Origin of the sequence: Pseudomonas sp. (genome assembly GCF_002796985.1) — a bacterium.
GTDB lineage: Bacteria > Pseudomonadota > Gammaproteobacteria > Pseudomonadales > Pseudomonadaceae > Pseudomonas.
The window spans coordinates 912,164-931,282 of sequence record NZ_PEKX01000007.1 but is presented as its reverse complement, the minus strand read 5'-3'; the positions used below and the strand labels follow the sequence as shown (position 1 = coordinate 931,282).

The following is a 19,119-nucleotide window of genomic DNA, read 5'->3' as shown; positions in this document are numbered from 1 at the left end:
ACGTCTATCGGGCGCCGCTGCCCACTACACCGGCCGTTTTCACGGAGGTGCTTTCCCCTGTCAGCGACGTTACCGGCCAGCATTGCCAAGCTAGAATACTTCTTCAAATATTCGGTAAGTATCTTTTACAGATAGTGTTTTATCAACAATTCGGCCAAGTTCACAGCATTTAGGGCTGCGCCTTTTCTCACATTATCTGACGCAATCCACAAATTCAGTTCGCGCGAATCTGTCAGACCGGTCCGTACGCGACCGACATAAACACTATCCTGCCCCTGTGCATCGCCGATGACAGTGGGGTAATCGTCTTCGACCAACTCGATACCTTCGGCCGCTTCCAGCGCTGCGCTGACGGCGGACAGGACGACCGGCGCAGCCGCCTTGAGCGACACCATCAGGGCATCGCCGAAGAACACCGGCGCCAGGCTGCAGGTTACGCTCAGGCCGTCCTTCAGCTCGGGGAACAGCACGGCGAGCTCCGCCGCGATCCGGCGCTCGACCACGGAATAGCCCTGTTCATCGACGCCGCCCAACTGCGCCAGCATGTTGAAGGCGAACTGGCGATCCAGCAGGCGCGGCTCCAGCGGGCGGGCATTGAGCAGTTCGGCAGTCTGTCGCGCCAGCTCCTGCACGCCCTCGCGCCCCAGCGCGGAGGCGGACAGGCAGGCGCTCACAGTGACCTGGCGAAGCTCGAGCACGCCACGCAGCGCGGCAAGCACCTCGGCAACCTCGGCGGCCGGCGCTGCCGGGGCGGCAATCAAAGCGGGAAGTTGCAGGGTTTCGACGGCCTCGCCATTCACGCAGGCCTGGGCCAGCAGCGCGGCGGCATTGTTCAGCGACGCACCACTGAGATCGATCACGCTGCAGCCGGCCTCACGGGCACGGGCGGCACAATCGACAGCCGCATCAGCCGCCACGGAAAGGAAGACCAGGCGCACCTTGGCGAAGTCGAAATCGTCGAGCTTGCCGACCCGGATGTTGCGCCCGCGGAAGGCGATCGACTTGCCGGCGGACTCACCGCTGGCCAGCAGATACAGGTTGGCGACGGGGAAGTCGCGCTCCTCCAGCAGTTCGACCAAAGCCTCGCCAACGAGCCCTGTGGCGCCTACTACGGCGATGTCGAGTGTTTCAGGCATCAAAATATCCAAATCGGTGGGGAAAGTAGCGCAGCACTTTACTGCCCCCACCGGCGGCGAAGCAATCCAGCGCTCCGCCGCCTATCGCCGCAGCTCAGGGGCGCGGCTCAGCACCGGCTGCCTGGGCGGTCAAAGGCGCAGCGGCCTGGGCGACAGCTCCCGTCGAAGCCTGCGGGTTGCTCGCTGGCGACGCGGCGTTAGCCTTGGCGCGATCCTGTTCGGCCAGGCGCGCGATCAGGCCGGCGATCTGCGAGTCTTTCAGTTCGATCAGCTTGTTCAACTTCTGGGTCTGGCTTTCCAGATCGGAAATCCGGCTGCGTAGCTCATCGCCTTCGCGGCGCGCACTGTCCAGGCCTTCCTGGGCGACAGCCAACTGCTCCGCCTCGACCTTGCCTTTATCCTTGCCCGGCTGACCGGAGATCAGGCGCAGACTGTCGCGCTCCTCGGCTTTCGCCGGCGCACTCCCGGCCTCTGCCTTGTGGGTAGCATCCAACTGACGGCCTTGCTGGGCCAGCTGCGGATTGCGCTTGGCCTTCCACTGCGCAGTCTGGGTTTCCACATGGGCCAATGCCTGGGCATGGTTCTGCTCGCGAACCTGCTGCTCGCTGGGCAGACGCAGCACCTGGCCGACCTTGAGGCGGTTGATGTTGCCTTCGACGAAGGCATCCGGATTCATCCGCTGGATCGCCGCCATGGTCTGCATGACCGAGACGCCGCTGGACGGACGATTGCGTGAAGCGATGTCCCACAGCGCGTCATTGCGCTGGATGCGGTAACTGTCCGTGGCCGGTGCGCCCGCCTGCGATGGCGTCAGCGGTTGCGCTTGCGGTGCACGAGCGACAGCAACCGGCGCAATGGCTGGCGGTGTCACCGGGCTGGCCACATAGCTCGGCGGATCGAGCAGCACGGTGAACTCGCGCACCAGACGGCCCTGCGGCCAGACCACCTGGAGAACGAAGTTCACGTATGGCTCGCGAATCGGTTTGGATGAGCTGACGTGAATGACGCCACGGCCGTTCTTGCCCAGATCGGGGGTGAACTTCAGGCCACTGGTGACGACGTTGCGATCCACGCCCAGGCGTTCGAAGTCTTCCGCCGAGGCCAGGTTCACCACCACTTCCTCGGAACTCAGGTCGGTTACGCCGCGCAGTTCGATATTGGCCGAGAGGTTCTGCCCCAGCACCGCCCGCGAGGAAATCTCGCCCAGTTCCAGAGCACCCGCCATGCCGGGCATGAAAGCCGCCGCCACCGCCGTCGCCAACCACAATCTGTGTAACCGAGCCATCCTCTCCCCCGCTGCTTGCTTGCCGTCGGCCGGCACGAAAAGGCGCGCCGAAACCTGTCCCCATGGACGGGCTGCGAGGATAGCGACTGGTTCCCGCTGGCTTTTGCGGGTGCGTCACAGAAACCGGCGCCAAAAGGCCGACAGCGGCCTGGACTGGCGTTTTTGTGCGGCGGTTCACCAACACAAGGGGAACTTCTCGTGCTTCGAAATGCACGACGCCGGCACAAGGCCGGCGTCGTGAGTGTCACGGGGCGGTATCAGCGGGAGCGAATCAACGCTCCAGCAGGATGCGCAGCATGCGGCGCAGCGGCTCGGCAGCGCCCCACAGCAGTTGGTCGCCCACAGTGAAAGCACCGAGGAACTGCGTGCCCATGTTGAGCTTGCGCAGACGGCCGACCGGAACGCTCAGGGTGCCGGTAACGGCCGCCGGAGTCAGTTCGCGCATGCTGATTTCGCGCTGGTTGGGGATCAGTTTTACCCAGGGGTTGTGCTGGCTGATCATGCCTTCGATGTCCGCGATGGGCACATCCTTGTTCAGCTTGATGGTCAGCGCCTGGCTGTGGCAGCGCATGGCGCCGATGCGCACGCAGATGCCATCCACCGGGATCGGGTTCTTGAAGCGGCCGAGGATCTTGTTGGTCTCCGCCTGGCCCTTCCACTCTTCGCGGCTCTGGCCGTTGGGCAGTTCCTTGTCGATCCATGGGATCAGGCTGCCGGCCAGCGGCGCGCCGAAGTGCTCGGTGGGCATGGCGTCGCTGCGAATCGCCTCGGCGACCTTGCGGTCGATGTCGAGGATGGCGCTGGACGGGTTGGCCAGGTCATCGGCGACGGAGGCATTGATGGCGCCCATCTGCTTGATCAGCTCGCGCATGTTCTGCGCGCCGGCGCCCGAGGCCGCCTGATAGGTCATGGCGCTCATCCACTCGACCAGGCCGGCTTCGAACAGGCCGCCCAGGGCCATCAGCATCAGGCTGACGGTGCAGTTGCCACCGATATAGTTCTTGGTGCCGGCGTCCAGCGAGTTGTCGATGACCTTGCGGTTCACCGGGTCGAGGACGATGACTGCGTCATCCTGCATGCGCAGGCTGGAAGCGGCGTCGATCCAGTAGCCCTGCCAGCCGGCTTCGCGCAGCTTGGGGAAGACTTCGCTGGTGTAGTCGCCGCCCTGGCAGGTCAGGATGACGTCGAGGGATTTCAGTTCCTCGATGCTGTAGGCGTCTTTCAGGGGGGCAATGTCCTTGCCAATGGACGGGCCTTCGCCACCCACGTTGGAGGTGGTGAAGAACACCGGCTCGATCAGGTCGAAGTCCCGCTCTTCCAGCATCCGCTGCATGAGCACCGAACCCACCATGCCACGCCAACCGATCAGACCTACACGCTTCATCGCTACTACACCTTCAAATATTTAGAGGGCCGTCGTTCCCGCTTTCCTACAGGGGCGCGGGAACGAGCGAGCCGGACAGATTACAGATTCCGCAGTGCTGCGACTACCGCGTCGCCCATTTCGCGGGTACCGACCTTGGTGCAGCCTTCGGACCAGATGTCACCGGTGCGCAGGCCCTGGTCGAGCACCAGGCTCACGGCCTTCTCGATGGCGTCGGCGGCGGCGCCTTCGTTGAAGGTGTAACGCAGCATCATCGAGACCGAAAGGATGGTTGCCAGCGGGTTGGCGATGCCTTTACCGGCGATGTCCGGCGCGGAACCGTGGCAAGGCTCGTACATGCCCTTGTTGTTCGAATCCAGCGAGGCAGAAGGCAGCATGCCGATGGAGCCGGTGAGCATGGAAGCCTCATCCGACAGGATGTCGCCGAACATGTTGTCGGTGACCATCACGTCGAACTGCTTGGGCGCGCGAACCAGCTGCATGGCAGCGTTGTCGACGTACATGTGCGACAGCTCGATGTCCGGATAGTCCTTGGCGACTTCTTCGACCACTTCACGCCACAGCTGGCTGGAGGCCAGGACGTTGGCCTTGTCCACCGAGCAGAGCTTCTTGCCGCGCACTCGGGCCATGTCGAAGCCGACGCGGGCGATGCGGCGGATTTCACTCTCGCTGTACGGCAGGGTGTCGTACGCCTGACGCTCGCCGTTCTCCAGCACACGCTGCTCGCGTGGCTGACCGAAGTAGATGCCGCCGGTCAGCTCGCGGACGATGAGGATATCCAGGCCGGCGACCACTTCCGGCTTCAGGCTGGAGGCATCGGCCAGTTGCGGGTAGAGGATGGCCGGGCGCAGGTTGCCGAACAGGCCCAGTTGCGAGCGGATCTTCAGCAGGCCGCGCTCGGGGCGGATGTCACGCTCGATCTTGTCCCACTTCGGGCCGCCCACGGCGCCCAGCAGAACGGCGTCGGAGTTGCGCGCGCGCTCCAGGGTCTCGTCGGCCAGCGGTACACCGTGCTTGTCGATGGCGGCGCCGCCGATCACGTCTTCGGTCAGTTCGAAGCCCAGGGCGAACTTGTCGTTGGCCAGCTCCAGCACCTTGACCGCTTCGGCCATGATTTCCGGGCCGATACCGTCACCGGGAAGAACCAGAATCTGCTTGCTCATCTCTCTGCTCTCTCTTTTAAGACGCCGACTTTTACAGCGACGCCTGGCAAATAACGTAACGCCCCGGATGGCTCGTGCCATCCGGGGCGATCAGAAGCTTGAATTCAGCGCTCCGCCCAGAGCACCAGCACATCGGTGCTGAAAGAGCCCTCGGCATCGATCTCGAAATACTCGCGCACCTCGTCGCCCATCGAAAGCTGCAGGGTACGAATGGCCTGGCGCATCACTTCGGGAGTGCGCATGCGCTCGACCCAGGAAGTGAACTCCAGACGCAGGCGCTGGCGCTTGGCGGCAGTCACCGCAAGACCGGCCTCGCCGACCAGACGCGCCCACTCCGACGGGGAGTAGTCACGCACGTGGCTGGTGTCGCGCAAGACCTCGACAGTCTGCAGATAGGTGTCCAGCAGAGGCAAGCCCGGCGCCGCGACGTCGATGAAGCAGACCACGCCGCCCGGCTTGAGCACCCGGCGCACTTCGCGCAACGCCTGGCCAACATCCCGCCAGTGGTGCGCGGAATAACGGCTGAAGACGAAGTCGAACTCGCCGTCCTCGAACGGCAGTTGCTCGGCAACGCCACAGCGCGTGACGATGTTGCCCAGGCCGCGCTCGGTGGCGGCCGAGGCCACCACGTCGAGCATCTGCTGGGACAGGTCGTAAGCCACCACTTCGCCGGCCAGCGGCGCGACGTTGAAGCTCACATGCCCTGCCCCGCAACCCAGGTCCAGCACGCGCGCACCGGTAGTCGCCGACAGTCGCTCGCGCAGCTGGGCGAATTCCTCGCCCTGGGCGTGTACGGCGCTGGTCAGGTAAGCGTTGGCCTGGGCGCCGAACTGGCGCTGGACCACTTGCTCGTGGCGACTCTCGGTCATGGCTTTCTCCTTCTTGGGGTGCGACGCCGATCAGGCGTCGCGGAACAACCAGGGCTGGTTCTGCTTGTAGCCGGTTTCGAAACTGCGGATTGCCTCGGCGTCCTGCAGGGTCAGGCCGATGTCGTCCAGGCCATTGAGCAGGCAGTGCTTGCGGAACGCATCCACTTCGAAGCTGTACTGCTTGCCGTCCGGGCGGGTCACGGTCTGTGCGGCGAGGTCGACGGTCAGTTGGTAACCCTCGGTGGCCTCGCACTGCTGGAACAGCTCGTCGACTTCTTCGTCCTTCAGGATGATCGGCAGCAAGCCGTTCTTGAAGCTGTTGTTGAAGAAGATGTCAGCGAAGCTCGGCGCGATCACGGTGCGGAAGCCGTACTCGTCCAGCGCCCACGGCGCGTGCTCGCGGGAGGAGCCACATCCGAAGTTCTCGCGGGCCAGCAGCACGCTGGCGCCCTGGAAGCGCGGGAAGTTGAGGACGAAGTCCTTGTTGACCGGACGCTTGGAGTTGTCCTGGTTCGGCTGGCCCACGTCGAGGTAGCGCCACTCGTCGAACAGGTTCGGGCCGAAGCCGCTGCGCTTGATCGATTTGAGGAATTGCTTGGGAATGATCTGGTCGGTGTCGACGTTGGCGCGGTCGAGCGGTGCGACGAGACCGGTGTGCTGGGTAAAGGCTTTCATGTTCGGTCTCCTCAGGCCTGCATCAATTCACGTACGTCGATGAAACGGCCGGTCACGGCAGCCGCGGCGGCCATCGCCGGACTCACCAGGTGGGTACGACCACCGGCGCCCTGGCGGCCTTCGAAGTTGCGGTTGGAGGTGGAAGCGCAGTGCTCGCCGCTCTCCAGGCGGTCCGGGTTCATCGCCAGGCACATGGAGCAGCCCGGTTCACGCCATTCGAAGCCGGCCTCGATGAAGATCTTGTCCAGGCCTTCCTGTTCGGCCTGGGCTTTCACCAGGCCCGAGCCCGGCACGACCAGCGCCTGCTTGACGGTGGCAGCGACCTTGCGGCCCTTGGCCACGGCGGCGGCGGCGCGCAGGTCTTCGATGCGCGAGTTGGTGCAGGAGCCGATGAACACGCGATCCAGCTGGATATCGGTGATCGCCTGGTTGGCGTTCAGGCCCATGTACTTGAGGGCACGGACGATGGAGTCGCGCTTGACCGCATCGGCTTCGGCCGCCGGGTCCGGCACGTTCTGGTCCACCGCGAGGACCATCTCCGGGGAAGTCCCCCAGCTGACCTGCGGCTTGATGTCCTCGGCACGCAGCTCGACGATGGTGTCGAAGTGCGCATCGGCGTCGGAAACCAGGTCGCCCCAGGCTTCCACCGCCTTGTCCCAATCACTGCCCTGCGGCGAGAACGGACGGCCCTTCACGTATTCGACGGTCTTCTGGTCGCACGCCACCATGCCGACGCGAGCGCCCGCTTCGATGGACATGTTGCAGATGGTCATGCGGCCTTCCATGGACAGGTCACGGATGGCGCTGCCGGCGAATTCCAGGGCATGGCCGTTGCCGCCGGCGGTACCGATCTTGCCGATCACCGCGAGGACGATGTCCTTGGCGGTCACGCCGAAGGGCAATTTGCCTTCCACGCGGACCTGCATGTTCTTCATCTTCTTGGCAACCAGGCACTGGGTGGCGAGCACATGCTCCACCTCGGAAGTGCCGATGCCGTGGGCCAGCGCGCCGAAAGCGCCATGGGTCGAGGTGTGCGAGTCGCCGCAGACCACGGTCATGCCCGGCAAGGTCGCGCCCTGCTCCGGGCCGACCACGTGAACGATGCCCTGGCGAACGTCGTTCATCTTGAACTCGAGGATGCCGAAGTCATCGCAGTTCTCGTCCAGGGTCTGGACCTGGATGCGCGACACTTCGTCGGCGATGGCCGCGAGGCCGCCCTTGCGCTCGACCAGAGTGGTCGGCACGTTGTGGTCCGGGGTCGCGATGTTCGCGTCGATGCGCCACGGCTTGCGGCCGGCCAGGCGCAGGCCTTCGAAGGCCTGCGGCGAGGTCACTTCGTGGAGGATGTGGCGGTCGATGTAGATGAGCGACGAACCATCGTCACGGCGCTTCACCTCGTGCATTTCCCAGAGTTTGTCGTAGAGCGTCTTGCCGGCCATCAGAGAGTCCTCATCAGCGTCTTTCTATGCCCCTTGGGCTTGTGGGGATGATCCTATGGAAAGGCACCGAATAACTCAAATTCATATTTTTCATCCAAAGGATTCCCACGAGGAATACGGTGCGTTATAAAAGCCGGGCGCCGCTTCCAGAGCGCAGGGAGTCGACATGGACCTGACCAGCCTCAACACCTTCCTCGCCATTGCCGAATCCGGCAGCTTCTCCGAAGCCGGCGAGCGCCTGCACCTGACCCAGCCGGCGGTAAGCAAGCGCATCGCCGCCCTGGAAAACCAGTTGGGCGTGCGGCTGTTCGACCGCGTCGGCCGCGAGGTGACCCTGACCGAATCCGGCCGCGCCCTGCTGCCGCGCGCCTACCAGATCCTCAGCGTGCTCGACGACACCCGTCGCGCCCTGACCAACCTCAACGGCGAAGTGAGCGGTCGGCTGGTCCTCGCCACCAGTCACCACATCGGCCTGCACCGCTTGCCGCCGCTGCTGCGCGCCTTCACCAAGGCGCACCCGCAGGTGGCGCTGGACATCCAGTTCTGCGACTCGGAAGTGGCCTACGAAGAGATTCTGCATGGCCGCGCCGAGCTGGCCGTGATCACCCTCGCCCCGGAGACCGCCGAGCCGGTGCGCGCCGTGCCGGTGTGGGACGACCCGCTGGACTTCGTCGCCGCCCCGGAGCACCCGCTGTCCGTGCAAGGCCCGGTATTCCTTGCCGACGTGGCAGCGCACCCGGCGGTGTTCCCCGGCGGCAACACCTTCACCCACCACATCGTGCGGCGCATGTTCGAGGCCGAGGGGCTGACGCCCAACATCGGCATGAGCACCAACTACATGGAGACCATCAAGATGATGGTTTCCATCGGCCTGGCCTGGAGCGTACTGCCGCGCACCATGCTCGATGACAGCGTCGTCCGCCTGCCGCTGCAGGACATCCAGCTCAGCCGCCAACTGGGCTACATCCTGCATACCGAGCGCACGCTATCCAATGCTGCGCGGGCCTTCATGCGCCTGCTCGACGCCCAGGCAGCGGGGCTTGCGCCTGTCACGGCCTAACCTCTATTGTTCTGACAGAACTAGAAGAAGGGGCCCGAATGCCCGTCCGCATGTCACTTCGCGATCACCGGCCTGAGTTGGCCGGCTCCGACCGACACAGGGGGAGCGCCGCATGAGCCGCGATCCTCTCTTTCCCCCGCTCGCCACCGACGGCCAGGACAAGTTCGCCAAAGCCTTTCATACCGCGCCCGACGCCATGGTCATCACCGACCGGGACAGCGGAAGATTCCTCGAACTCAATGCCAGCTTCGTCGAGCGCTTCGGCTGGAGCCGCGACGAGGCCCTCGGTCGCACCTCCCTGCAACTCGGCCTTTGGCGCAGCCTCGACGAGCGCCAGCGGATGCTCGACAAGATCGCCGCCGAGCAGCAGATCGATGGCTTCGAAGCCACCCTGCTGACCCGCACCGGCGAAATCCGCAGCGCCCGTATCTACGGCTGCCAGATCGAACAGGACGGCCACCCCTGCCTGGTGCTCACGGTGCGCGACATCACCCGCATACGTGCCCAGGAACAGGCCCTGCGCGACAGCCAGGAACGCCTCGACCTGGCGCTGGACTCCGCGCAACTGGGTATCTGGGACTGGCACATTCCCAGCGGCCTGCTCTACGGCTCGACTCGCGCCGCCGTTCTGCACGAATTGCCTGACCAGGATTTCCACGGCCCCTTCGGCGAGTTCTTCGCCTGCGTCGACAAGACCGACCGCCAGCGCATGCGCCAGGCCTACGCCCGACTGGCTCGCGGGCCGGACAGCGACTACCAGTTCACCTATCGCGCCCAGCTCGGTTCCGGTGAGGTGCGCTACCTGGAGAGCCGCGCCCGGCTCTACCGGAACACCGACGGCAAGCCGCTGCGCATGGCGGGCACCCTGCTCGACATCACCGAGCAGGTAGTGCGTGAACGCAACCTGGAAGCCTCCGAGGAAAAGTTCGCCAGCCTGTTCCAGGGCAGCCCGGACCCGATCTGCGTGACACGGGTGCGCGACGGCGAATTCATCGAGGTCAACCCGAGCTTCTGCGGCACCTTTGGCTGGCGGGCCGAGGAAGTCATTGGCCAGTCGTCGCACCGGATCACCTTCTGGACGGACAATCAGATTCGCGAGCGGCTGTTCGAGCAGTTGATGCGCGACCACTCGCTACAGAACATCGAGGTGCAATTCCTCACCCGAGAAGGCCACCCCATTACCTGCATGGTCGCCAGCCGGCTGATCTGGGTCGACCGCCAGCTGTGCATCCTCTCCAGCTTCCGCGACGTCACCCGGCGCCTGCAGGCCGAAGCTGCGCTGAAGGCCAGCCAGGAGAAGTTCGCCAAGGCGTTCCACTCCAGCCCCGATGCCATCACCATCACCGAGCGCGACACCGGCCGCTACATCGAAGTCAACGAAGGCTTCCACCGTCTCACCGGCTACCGCACCGACGAGGTGATCGACCAGACCGCCCTGGGCATCAACATCTGGGCCGACGCGGATGAACGCCTGAACATGATCGCCGCGCTGAACCGCGACGGCTTCGTCCACCACCTGGAAATGCGCGGCCGCCACCGCGACGGCACAATCAAGACGGTAGACGTGTCGGTGGAGCCGATCGAGCTGGGCGGCGTGAACTGCCTGCTGCTCACCGCTCGCGACACCAGCGAGCTGCGTGAGGCCGAGGCGCGCATCCAGCACTTGGCCTATCACGACGCCCTGACCGACCTGCCCAACCGCGCGCTGCTGATGGACCGCCTCAAGCAGCAGATCGCCCTGCTGCAGCGCCACAGTCTGCGTGGCGCGCTGCTATTCCTCGATCTCGATCACTTCAAGCACATCAACGACTCCCTCGGCCACTCCGTCGGCGACTCCATCCTGCAGATGGTCACCGCGCGCCTGGAGGCCAGCGTGCGCCAGGAAGACACCGTGGCGCGCCTGGGCGGCGACGAGTTCGTGGTGCTGCTTACCGGCATCGAAGGCAGCCGCCTGGACACCGCGCAGCAGGTGCGCCAACTGGCGGAAAAACTCCGCGACCTGCTGGCCGAACCCATGCTACTCGACGGCCACCGCCTGCAGATCACCCCAAGCATCGGCATCGCGCTGATCCCCGACGACGGCGCAACCCCGGACGACCTGCTCAAGCGCGCCGACATCGCCATGTACCGCGCCAAGGACGCCGGGCGCAACACCGTGCAGTTGTTCCACGAATCCATGCAGCAGGCCGCCAGCGAGCGCCTGCGCCTGGAGAACGGCCTGCGCATGGCGCTGGTGCGTCGTGAGTTCAATCTGCATTACCAGGCCCAGGTGGACGCCCGCGACTCTCGCATCGTCGGCGCGGAGGCGCTGCTGCGCTGGAGCCACCCGACCCGCGGCCCGCAGTCGCCGGCCGGCTTCATCCGCGTACTGGAAGACAGTGGGCTGATCGTCGAAGTCGGCCAATGGGTCATCGAGGAGGCCTGCCGCACCGGTGCGCGACTGCTCGCCGAAGGGCTCATCGACATCGAGAACTTCAGCCTGAGCGTGAACATCAGCCCCCGGCAGTTCCGCCAGAGCGATTTCGTCGAACGCCTCCTGGCCCTGCTGCACAAGACCCAATTGCCACCCAGCCTGCTCAAGCTGGAGATCACCGAGGGCATCGTGATCCAGCAACTGGACGACACCATCGCGCGCATGGAGCGTCTGCGCGAGGCGGGTGTGCAATTTGCCATGGACGACTTCGGCACCGGGTATTCGTCGCTCACCTACCTCAAGCGCCTGCCGGTGGACAGCCTGAAGATCGACCAGAGCTTCGTTCGCGACGCGCCCAACGACAGCAACGACGCGGAAATCGTCCGCGCCATCGTGGCAATGGGCAAGAGCCTGGGGCTGGAACTGGTGGCCGAGGGGGTGGAAACCCCGGAACAACTCGCGCTGCTGGCAGAACAAGGTTGCCACCTGTACCAGGGCTACCTGTTCAGCCGTCCGGTGCCGCTGGACGACTTCATCGCACTGCTGCCCCGCCGCGATATCCAGCAGGCGACCTGAGGCCCGCTACTGCGCGGGCCGCAATTCCGACATCACCACCATCACCTGCGCCTCGTCGGCTTCGCCATCATTGAGGTAGAGGTGGCCAACGCTGCTGTCGAAATAAGCTGTCTCGCGCGTGCCGATACTCACCGACTCCCCCGTCTCGAACTGGATGCGCACGCGGCCGGACACCACCATGGCGAACTCCTGGCCGGGGTGGCGGACGAAGTCGTCGAACTCGCCGACCTCGCGGGCGAAGATGCGCGCATACAGCGGCGTCATGCTGCGCTGCGGGAAATCGCCGGCAATGGGGTAGTACTCGTAGCCGCCCGTGTCGTAGCCGGCGGCGTCATCGATGCCGGTCTTGACGAAAGTCTTCAGCCCCATCAGCCCGCCGACGGACGGCAATGGGCGAAACAACTGGGCGATATCCACCTGCAAGGCGCGGGCGGCGGCAGCCAGCTTATCGTAGCTCACCGCGACCTGCGCCAGCTCCATCTTCGACAGGGTGGAAACCGCCACGCCAGACAGGTCGGAGAGCTGTTTCAGGGTCAATTTCTGCTGCTTGCGAACCGCCCGCAGGCGCGCACCGACTTCGTCTCGATCCAGTTGCTGGGGCTTGGGTAGTGCCTGGGCGGTTTCGCTCATGGGACATCTCGTGAGGGGGCCGACGAAAGTTTACCGGGCCTTGCCTTTGGCGCAAAAATTCTCATATCTTAGATTTCTCACATAAGAGAAATTCTCCAGAAGGCCCTTGCAGTGAGCCATTTCGATTTCGTCATCATCGGCGCCGGCATTGCCGGCGCGTCCCTCGCCTACCGCCTGAGCGAGACCCACAAGGTACTGGTGCTGGAGCGCGAAGAGCAGCCCGGCTACCACTCCACCGGGCGTTCCGCCGCCATGTTCATGGAGGCCTACGGCACGCCGCAGATCCAGGCGCTGACCCGTGCCAGCCGCGCCTTCTACGAGAACCCACCAGTGGGTTTCACCGAGCACCCGATCCTCACGCCGCGCGGCTGCCTGTACGTCGGCGGCCCGGAACACGTCGAGCTGCTCAAACAGGCCGAGTCCACGCCGGGCGTGGAACGCATCAGCACCGAGCAGGCGCTGGAATTCCTCCCCGTCCTGCGCGCCGAGGCCATCATCGGCGCCCTCTACGAACCGGACGCCCGCGATCTCGACGTACACGCCCTGCACCAGGGTTATCTGCGCGCACTGCGCCAGCGCGGCGGCGAGCTGCGCTGCAACCGCGAGCTGCTGTCGGCAGGCTATGCAGATGGCGCGTGGACGCTCGAACTCAGTCAGGGCGAAACCATCCAAGCCGCGCAACTGGTCAATGCCGCCGGCGCCTGGGCCGATCACGTCGCGGAACGCTGCGGCATCCGCCCAGTCGGCCTGCAGCCTTGCCGCCGTACTGCCTTCACCTTCCCGGCACCGGTAGGCATGGACATCAGCCGCTGGCCGACAGTGATCGGCATCGACGAAAGCTTCTACTTCAAGCCGGACGCCGGTCAGCTGCTCGGCTCGCCCGCCAACGCCGACCCGGTCGAGGCGCAGGATGTACAGCCCGAGGAACTCGACATCGCCCTGGGCGCGCACCACATCGAAGAGCACACCACCCTGGCGATCCGCCGGCCGAACCACAGCTGGGCCGGCCTGCGCTCCTTCGTCGCCGATGGCGACCTGGTGATTGGCGAGGACGCGCAGAACCCGGCGTTCTTCTGGCTGGCCGCCCAGGGCGGCTACGGCATCCAGTCCGCCGATGGCGTGTCGCGCCTGGCCCAGTCGCTACTGCTCGGCGAGGCACTGCCCGAATCCCTGCGCCAGCAAGGCGTCGATCCCCAGCGCCTGAGCCCGGCGCGCCTGCGTTGAATTCCCCCGGAGACCTTAGAATGAGCGATATCCAGCGTTACCCCAGCACCCTGCCCTTCCCCTTCTCCCGCGCCGTGAAGGCCGGCGGCTTCCTGTTCCTGTCCGGACAGATCCCGATGACCGCGGACGGCCAGGTGGTGAAAGGCGACATCCAGACCCAGACCGAAGCGGTGATGACCCGCATTGCCGAGAGCCTGGAGGCCTGTGGCGCCAACTACTCCCAGGTGGTGAAAGCCACCGTGTGGCTGTCGGACATGGCGCACTTCGCCGGCTTCAACGAGGTGTACAAGCGCTACTTCGAACAGGGCCTGCCGGTGCGCTCCTGCGTGGCATCGGCACTGGCGCTGGGCGTGGACGTCGAGGTGGAAGTCCAGGCCTACGTCGGCCAGGCGTGACCCTTTCCGGCCCCGCCGCGAGCGGGGCCGCTCTCATAACAACAACAGAGTCTCGATCATGAAAACCAGTCTCAAGCTCGGCGGGGCATACATCGGCCTGGTGGTGGGCGTCGGCTTCGCCTCGGGCCAGGAGATCCTCCAGTTCTTCGGCGGCTTCGGCATCATGGGCCTGGCCGGCGCGGTGGTGGCGCTGGCGCTGTTCGCCTTCCTGCTGATGAACCTCTACCAGATCGGCAGCCGCCTGCAGACCCAGTCGCACAAGGAAGCCATGGAGTACATCTGTGGCAAGCCGCTGGGCCGCGTCGTCGACCTGATGCTGACCTTCTTCCTGTTCGGCACCATGGTGGTGATGTTCGCCGGTGCCAACTCCTCCTTCGAGCAGCAACTGGGCATCGGCCACTCCATCGGCGGCATTGTCCTCGGTGTGCTGACCGTCATCACCGTGTGCCTGGGCCTGAAGCGGGTGATCACCCTGATGAGCCTGATCACTCCGGTGCTGATGGTCATCGTGGCGATCATCGCCGTCTACGCGCTGACGCATATCCAGAAGCCGCTGGCGGAGCTGGAGCAGATTGCCCTGGCGGTGCCACACCCGGCGCCCAACTGGCTGCTCGGCGCGCTGCTGTACGTCTCCTACAACGTCGCCGCCACCGCGGCGGCAGTGGTGGTGATGGGCGGCAGCGTGGCGAACCTGCGCACTGCGGCAATGGGCGGCGTGTTCGGCGGCATCGGCGTGGGCGTGCTGATCCTGGCCATGGCCCTGGTGATGCTGGTGCAGATCGACGTGATCGGCGGCAGCGCCATTCCCACGCTGCTGCTGAGCAACAACATCGCCCCGTGGTTCGGCGATGTGATGCTGGCCCTGCTGCTGGTGAAGCTGTACTGCACCACCAGCGGTTTCGCCTACACCCTGGCCGCGCGCTGCGCCGCCTACGGCGTGCCCTTCCGCGTGGCGACCGTGGTCGCGGTGGTACTCGCCTTCATCGCCAGCCAGGTGGGCTTCGTCAAGCTGGTGGGCCTGGTCTATCCGGCCATGGGTTACCTGGGCTTCGTGCTGATGGCGGCGATCATCTTCGCCTGGTGGCGCAACCGCTCGGCGCCGTCGCCCGACCAGCAGAAGGCCTGATCGACGCACGAACAAAAACGCCCGTCTCTTGCGAGACGGGCGTTTTGCTTTGCGACTACGGTCCGGCTAACGCCGGGACACTGCTTAGCCTTCGATGGCCGGGGTCTGGCCGTTGATGGCGATCCGCTTGGGCTTGGCTTCTTCCGGAACGATGCGTACCAGCTCGACGCTGAGCAGCCCATTCTTCAACTGCGCGCCCTGTACCTCGATGTGGTCGGCGAGGCGGAACGACAGCTTGAAGGCGCGCTGGGCGATGCCCTGGTGCAGGTAGGTAACGTTCTCGGAAGCCTTTTCGCGCTTGCCGCCATTGACGGTCAGCACGCCGCGCTCCACTTGCAGCTCCAGGTCTTCCTCCTGCAGGCCGGCAGCGGCGATGACGATGCGGTACTGGTCGTCACCATGCTTCTCGACGTTGTAGGGCGGGTAGGAACTGCCGCTTTCACTGCGCAGGGCGGACTCGAACAGATCGTTGAAACGATCGAAACCGACGGACTGGCGGAACAGCGGGGCGAGGGAAAGGACGTTGCTCATGCGAATCTCCTGAAATTTTCAGCAAGGTATGATCTGGAGCCTGACATCAGAACTCCGCTGCGGGACCCGACTTCGGCCTCCCGCAGGAACATAGATTGGGCTGCCCAAAATTATTTCAAGCCCCCCTTTGCCACAGGAAGATTCTCCATGCACAAGGTCATGTTGATCACCGGCGCCAGTCGCGGCATCGGTGCCGCCACCGCGCTGCTCGCCGCTGAGCGCGGCTTCGCCGTGGCAATCAACTACCGCCGCGAACGTGAAGCAGCCGAGGCGCTGGTCGCGCAGATCACAGCCAATGGTGGGAAGGCGCGCGCCTTCGCTGCCGACGTAGCGAACGAGGAAGACGTGCTACGGCTGTTCCGCGAAGTCGACGAAGCCTTCGGCCGCCTCGACGTACTGGTGAACAACGCCGGCATCCTGGAACGCCAGATGCGCCTGGAAGACATGGACATAGCGCGCCTGCAGCGAGTCTTCGCGGTGAACGTCACCGGCACCTTCCTCTGCTGCCGCGAGGCAGTGAAGCGCATGGCCCGCAAGCATGGCGGCGAAGGCGGGAGCATCGTCAATGTCTCCTCCATGGCCTCGCGCCTGGGTTCGCCCAACGAGTACATCGACTACGCCGCTGCCAAGGGCGCGGTGGACAGCCTGACCATCGGCCTGGCCAAGGAAGTGGCGGCAGACGGCATCCGCGTGAATGCGGTGCGACCGGGGCTGATCAACACCGAAATCCACGCCAGCGGTGGCGAACCAGGACGGGTGGCGCGCCTGCAATCGGCGATTCCCCTGGGCCGGGGCGGTGAGGCGGAAGAAGTGGCGCGGGCGATCCTGTTCCTCGCCTCGGACGAGTCCAGCTACAGCACCGGCGGTTTCGTCGATGTCAGCGGCGGGCGCTGATTCGGCGTTGTCACGGACCACGCTTTTGTAGGAGCGAGCTTGCTCGCGAAGCGTCCAGACAGCGACTTCAGCCGGTTGACCTGTTCGCGAGCAAGCTCGCTCCTACGAAGAGCGGTACGGAGTCAGGCAGCGGCCTCGATTTCAACCTGCAGCATCCGGTCCAGCACGTCGCAGTCATGCTCGCGGCGCACCTGGGCGAACAGCTCCACGGCTTCGGGATAACTGCGCGTGAGCATCCCCAGCCATTGCTTCAAGCGCCCCGGTGCATAGCGCGGCGCCAGCTTGCGCCGGGCCTGGCGCCAGAAGTCGTCGAGCAGTACGCGCACTTCCGACCAGGGCATCGGTACCACCTCGCGGCCATCGCGCCAGGCGGCGATCTGCCGGGCGAGGTCCGGGCGGGAGACCAGCCCGCGACCGAGCATGATGTCCGCCACCCCACTGATGGAGCGGCAACGGTGGTAATCCTCCAGCGTCCAGACTTCGCCATTGGCGAACACCGGCACCTTCACCGCATCGGCCACTTTCGCCACCCACTCCCAATGCGCCGGCGGCTTGTAGCCGTCGGCCTTGGTCCGCGCGTGCACCACCACATGGGCGGAGCCGGCATCGGCCAGGGCGCGGGCGCAGTCGATGGCGCCGTCCGGGCTGTCATAGCCCAGGCGCATCTTCGAGGTCACCGGAATGTGCGCGGGCACGGCGCGGCGCACCGCCTCGATGATGCTGAACATCAGCTCGGGCTCTTTCAACAGCACCGCGCCGCCACGGGAGCGGTTCACCGTCTTGGCCGGGCAGCCGAAGTTCAGGTCGATCACCGGGGCGCCCAGCTCGCAGGCCTGCACGGCGTTTTCCGCCAGCAGCTGCGGATCCGATCCGAGCAGTTGAACGCGCATCGGCACGCCGGCGCGGGTACGGCTGCCGTGCGCCAGTTCCGGGGCGAGCGCCAGGAAGGACGACGGCGGCAGCAGCCGGTCATTGATACGGATGAATTCGGTGACGCACCAGTCGATGCCGCCGACGCGGGTCAGCACATCGCGGAGGATGTCATCTACCAGACCCTCCATCGGGGCCAGGGCGATCTGCACGGGAGAATCTCGGGCTATGGCAAAGGCCGCGGATTGTAGGGAATGCGCCGCGCCGGGAAAAGCGCGGCACGACGGATCACGCGCCGGCGGCCACGGTCTCCGGGGCGAGCAGCGCGCGGCCGTAGCCCTCGATGAACTCCACCGGCATGCGCTTGGGCTTGCCGCTGGACAGTTCGATGCAGACGAAGGTGGTTTGCGCGCGCAGCAGGGTCAGTGCGTCGGCGGGGCGCACCAGCTGGAAGTGACGGGTCATCTTCAGGCGCTGGTCGGATTCGACGATCCAGGTGCCCAGCTGCAGCTGCTCACCCTCGTATGCGGCCGCCAGGTAGTCCACCTCGTGGCGCACCACGGCCATGGCGCGGTCCAGGCGACGGTACTCGGCCAGGTCCAGGCCCAGGCTCTGGGAGTGGCGCCAGGCACAGCGCTCCAGCCAGCTCACATAGACCGCATTGTTGGCGTGGCCGAGGCCATCAATGTCCTCGGCCTTGACTTCGATATCGATGACGAATGGATCGGGCAACTGCCAGCTCATACCGAATGCTCCAGGCTTGCGGCCAGCGCGCGCGCTTCTTCGGCCAACTGAGTGATCTGATCCCAGGCACGAGCACGCACCAGGCTGGGGGGTGCGATCCAGGTGCCGCCGACACAGGCGACATTGGGCAGGCGCAGCACGTTGAGCAGGTTTTCCTGGGTGATGCCGCCCGTCGGGCAGAAGCGAATGCCGGCAAAGGGCGCCTTGAGGCTTTTGAGCATCTTGATCGCGGCGTTGCCGTCGGCCGGGAACAGCTTCAGTGAGCGGTAGCCGTACTCCAGCGCCACCAGCACTTCGGAAGGCGTCATCACACCCGGCAGGAACGGCATCTTGGCGTCTTCCGCCGCCGCCACCAGGCGCGGCGTGCAACCAGGACTGACGGCGAATTGCGCACCGGCATCGCGGGCTTCCTGGAACTGCTCGGTGTGGATCAGCGTGCCGGCGCCGACGATCATTTCCGGCAGTTGGCGGCGAATCTCCGCCACCGCGTCCAGCGCCTGCGGCGTGCGCAGGGTCACTTCCAGCACCCGCACACCACCGTCGTACAAAGCGCGGGCCAGGTCACCGGCCAGCGCCACCTCATCGATCACCAGCACCGGCATGACCGGGCGCGCCTGTTGCAGCACCCAATCCATCGACAGACTCATGCAATCCCCCAGTCGGCCACCCGCGTGCGCAAGACCTCGCGCCCAGGCCGGGGCGGCC

Annotated in this window: 18 protein-coding genes; 6 read left to right on the top strand and 12 right to left on the bottom strand. The window is 65.3% G+C overall.

The window, feature by feature from the left end:
• Nucleotides 1–125 precede the first annotated feature (125 nt).
• The 7 genes from CTR55_RS10015 to leuC form a co-directional block, all read right to left on the bottom strand.
• On the bottom strand, nt 126–1,136 hold the full coding sequence (locus tag CTR55_RS10015) for an aspartate-semialdehyde dehydrogenase (RefSeq protein WP_296285807.1): 1,011 nt from the start codon (nt 1,134–1,136) through the stop codon (nt 126–128).
• A gap of 94 nt (nt 1,137–1,230) precedes the next feature.
• Nucleotides 1,231–2,370, bottom strand: coding sequence for a FimV/HubP family polar landmark protein (locus tag CTR55_RS10010; protein WP_296285806.1), 1,140 nt, complete (start codon nt 2,368–2,370; stop codon nt 1,231–1,233).
• 322 nt (nt 2,371–2,692) lie between these two features.
• On the bottom strand, nt 2,693–3,805 hold the full coding sequence (asd, locus tag CTR55_RS10005) for an aspartate-semialdehyde dehydrogenase (protein ID WP_296285805.1): 1,113 nt from the start codon (nt 3,803–3,805) through the stop codon (nt 2,693–2,695).
• An 80-nt stretch (nt 3,806–3,885) separates the two neighbouring features.
• Nucleotides 3,886–4,968 (bottom strand): 3-isopropylmalate dehydrogenase, encoded by a 1,083-nt coding sequence (gene leuB / locus CTR55_RS10000; protein WP_296285804.1) that lies wholly within the window; start codon nt 4,966–4,968, stop codon nt 3,886–3,888.
• A 104-nt stretch (nt 4,969–5,072) separates the two neighbouring features.
• On the bottom strand, nt 5,073–5,837 hold the full coding sequence (locus CTR55_RS09995; RefSeq protein ID WP_296285803.1) for a class I SAM-dependent methyltransferase: 765 nt from the start codon (nt 5,835–5,837) through the stop codon (nt 5,073–5,075).
• Nucleotides 5,838–5,867: 30 nt separating this feature from the next.
• On the bottom strand, nt 5,868–6,512 hold the full coding sequence (gene leuD / locus CTR55_RS09990; protein WP_296285802.1) for a 3-isopropylmalate dehydratase small subunit: 645 nt from the start codon (nt 6,510–6,512) through the stop codon (nt 5,868–5,870).
• 11 nt (nt 6,513–6,523) lie between these two features.
• Nucleotides 6,524–7,951 carry a 3-isopropylmalate dehydratase large subunit gene (gene leuC / locus CTR55_RS09985; RefSeq protein WP_296285800.1) on the bottom strand — a complete coding sequence of 476 codons (1,428 nt, stop codon included), beginning with the start codon at nt 7,949–7,951 and terminating at the stop codon, nt 6,524–6,526.
• A 166-nt stretch (nt 7,952–8,117) separates the two neighbouring features.
• On the opposite strand from leuC, the gene CTR55_RS09980 reads away from it, so the two are divergent.
• Both CTR55_RS09980 and CTR55_RS09975 read left to right on the top strand, forming a co-directional pair.
• Nucleotides 8,118–9,011, top strand: coding sequence for a LysR family transcriptional regulator (locus CTR55_RS09980; RefSeq protein ID WP_296285798.1), 894 nt, complete (start codon nt 8,118–8,120; stop codon nt 9,009–9,011).
• Nucleotides 9,012–9,123: 112 nt separating this feature from the next.
• Nucleotides 9,124–12,000: an EAL domain-containing protein gene (locus CTR55_RS09975; protein WP_296285796.1), complete on the top strand. Its 2,877-nt coding sequence runs from the start codon at nt 9,124–9,126 to the stop codon at nt 11,998–12,000.
• 6 nt (nt 12,001–12,006) lie between these two features.
• Here the strand turns inward: CTR55_RS09975 and CTR55_RS09970 are convergent, their stop codons facing one another.
• Nucleotides 12,007–12,630, bottom strand: coding sequence for an XRE family transcriptional regulator (locus tag CTR55_RS09970; RefSeq protein WP_296285794.1), 624 nt, complete (start codon nt 12,628–12,630; stop codon nt 12,007–12,009).
• 111 nt (nt 12,631–12,741) lie between these two features.
• Between CTR55_RS09970 and CTR55_RS09965 the strand changes: the two genes are divergently transcribed.
• The 3 genes from CTR55_RS09965 to CTR55_RS09955 are packed head-to-tail and all read left to right on the top strand — an operon-like array spanning nt 12,742 to nt 15,375.
• Nucleotides 12,742–13,854, top strand: coding sequence for an FAD-binding oxidoreductase (locus tag CTR55_RS09965; protein WP_296285792.1), 1,113 nt, complete (start codon nt 12,742–12,744; stop codon nt 13,852–13,854).
• Between the two features lie 20 nt (nt 13,855–13,874).
• Nucleotides 13,875–14,249 carry a RidA family protein gene (locus CTR55_RS09960; RefSeq protein WP_184589263.1) on the top strand — a complete coding sequence of 125 codons (375 nt, stop codon included), beginning with the start codon at nt 13,875–13,877 and terminating at the stop codon, nt 14,247–14,249.
• A 58-nt stretch (nt 14,250–14,307) separates the two neighbouring features.
• A complete protein-coding gene (locus tag CTR55_RS09955) occupies nt 14,308–15,375 on the top strand; it encodes a hypothetical protein (RefSeq protein WP_296285788.1) in 1,068 nt (355 codons plus the stop codon).
• Nucleotides 15,376–15,459: 84 nt separating this feature from the next.
• Here the strand turns inward: CTR55_RS09955 and CTR55_RS09950 are convergent, their stop codons facing one another.
• On the bottom strand, nt 15,460–15,906 hold the full coding sequence (locus tag CTR55_RS09950; protein WP_296285787.1) for an Hsp20 family protein: 447 nt from the start codon (nt 15,904–15,906) through the stop codon (nt 15,460–15,462).
• 147 nt (nt 15,907–16,053) lie between these two features.
• Between CTR55_RS09950 and CTR55_RS09945 the strand changes: the two genes are divergently transcribed.
• Nucleotides 16,054–16,800: an SDR family oxidoreductase gene (locus CTR55_RS09945; RefSeq protein WP_296285784.1), complete on the top strand. Its 747-nt coding sequence runs from the start codon at nt 16,054–16,056 to the stop codon at nt 16,798–16,800.
• A gap of 122 nt (nt 16,801–16,922) precedes the next feature.
• Here CTR55_RS09945 and CTR55_RS09940 read toward each other — a convergent pair whose 3' ends face one another.
• The 3 genes from CTR55_RS09940 to CTR55_RS09930 form a co-directional block, all read right to left on the bottom strand.
• Complete coding sequence (locus tag CTR55_RS09940; RefSeq protein ID WP_296285782.1) at nt 16,923–17,882, bottom strand: tRNA-dihydrouridine synthase; 960 nt, start codon at nt 17,880–17,882, stop codon at nt 16,923–16,925.
• A 76-nt stretch (nt 17,883–17,958) separates the two neighbouring features.
• Nucleotides 17,959–18,414 (bottom strand): thioesterase family protein, encoded by a 456-nt coding sequence (locus tag CTR55_RS09935; RefSeq protein ID WP_296285781.1) that lies wholly within the window; start codon nt 18,412–18,414, stop codon nt 17,959–17,961.
• Nucleotides 18,411–19,061, bottom strand: a complete 651-nt coding sequence (locus tag CTR55_RS09930; RefSeq protein ID WP_296285780.1) for a bifunctional 4-hydroxy-2-oxoglutarate aldolase/2-dehydro-3-deoxy-phosphogluconate aldolase — start codon at nt 19,059–19,061, stop codon at nt 18,411–18,413. The genes CTR55_RS09935 and CTR55_RS09930 overlap by 4 nt, the downstream gene beginning before the upstream one ends.
• Nucleotides 19,062–19,119 lie beyond the last annotated feature (58 nt).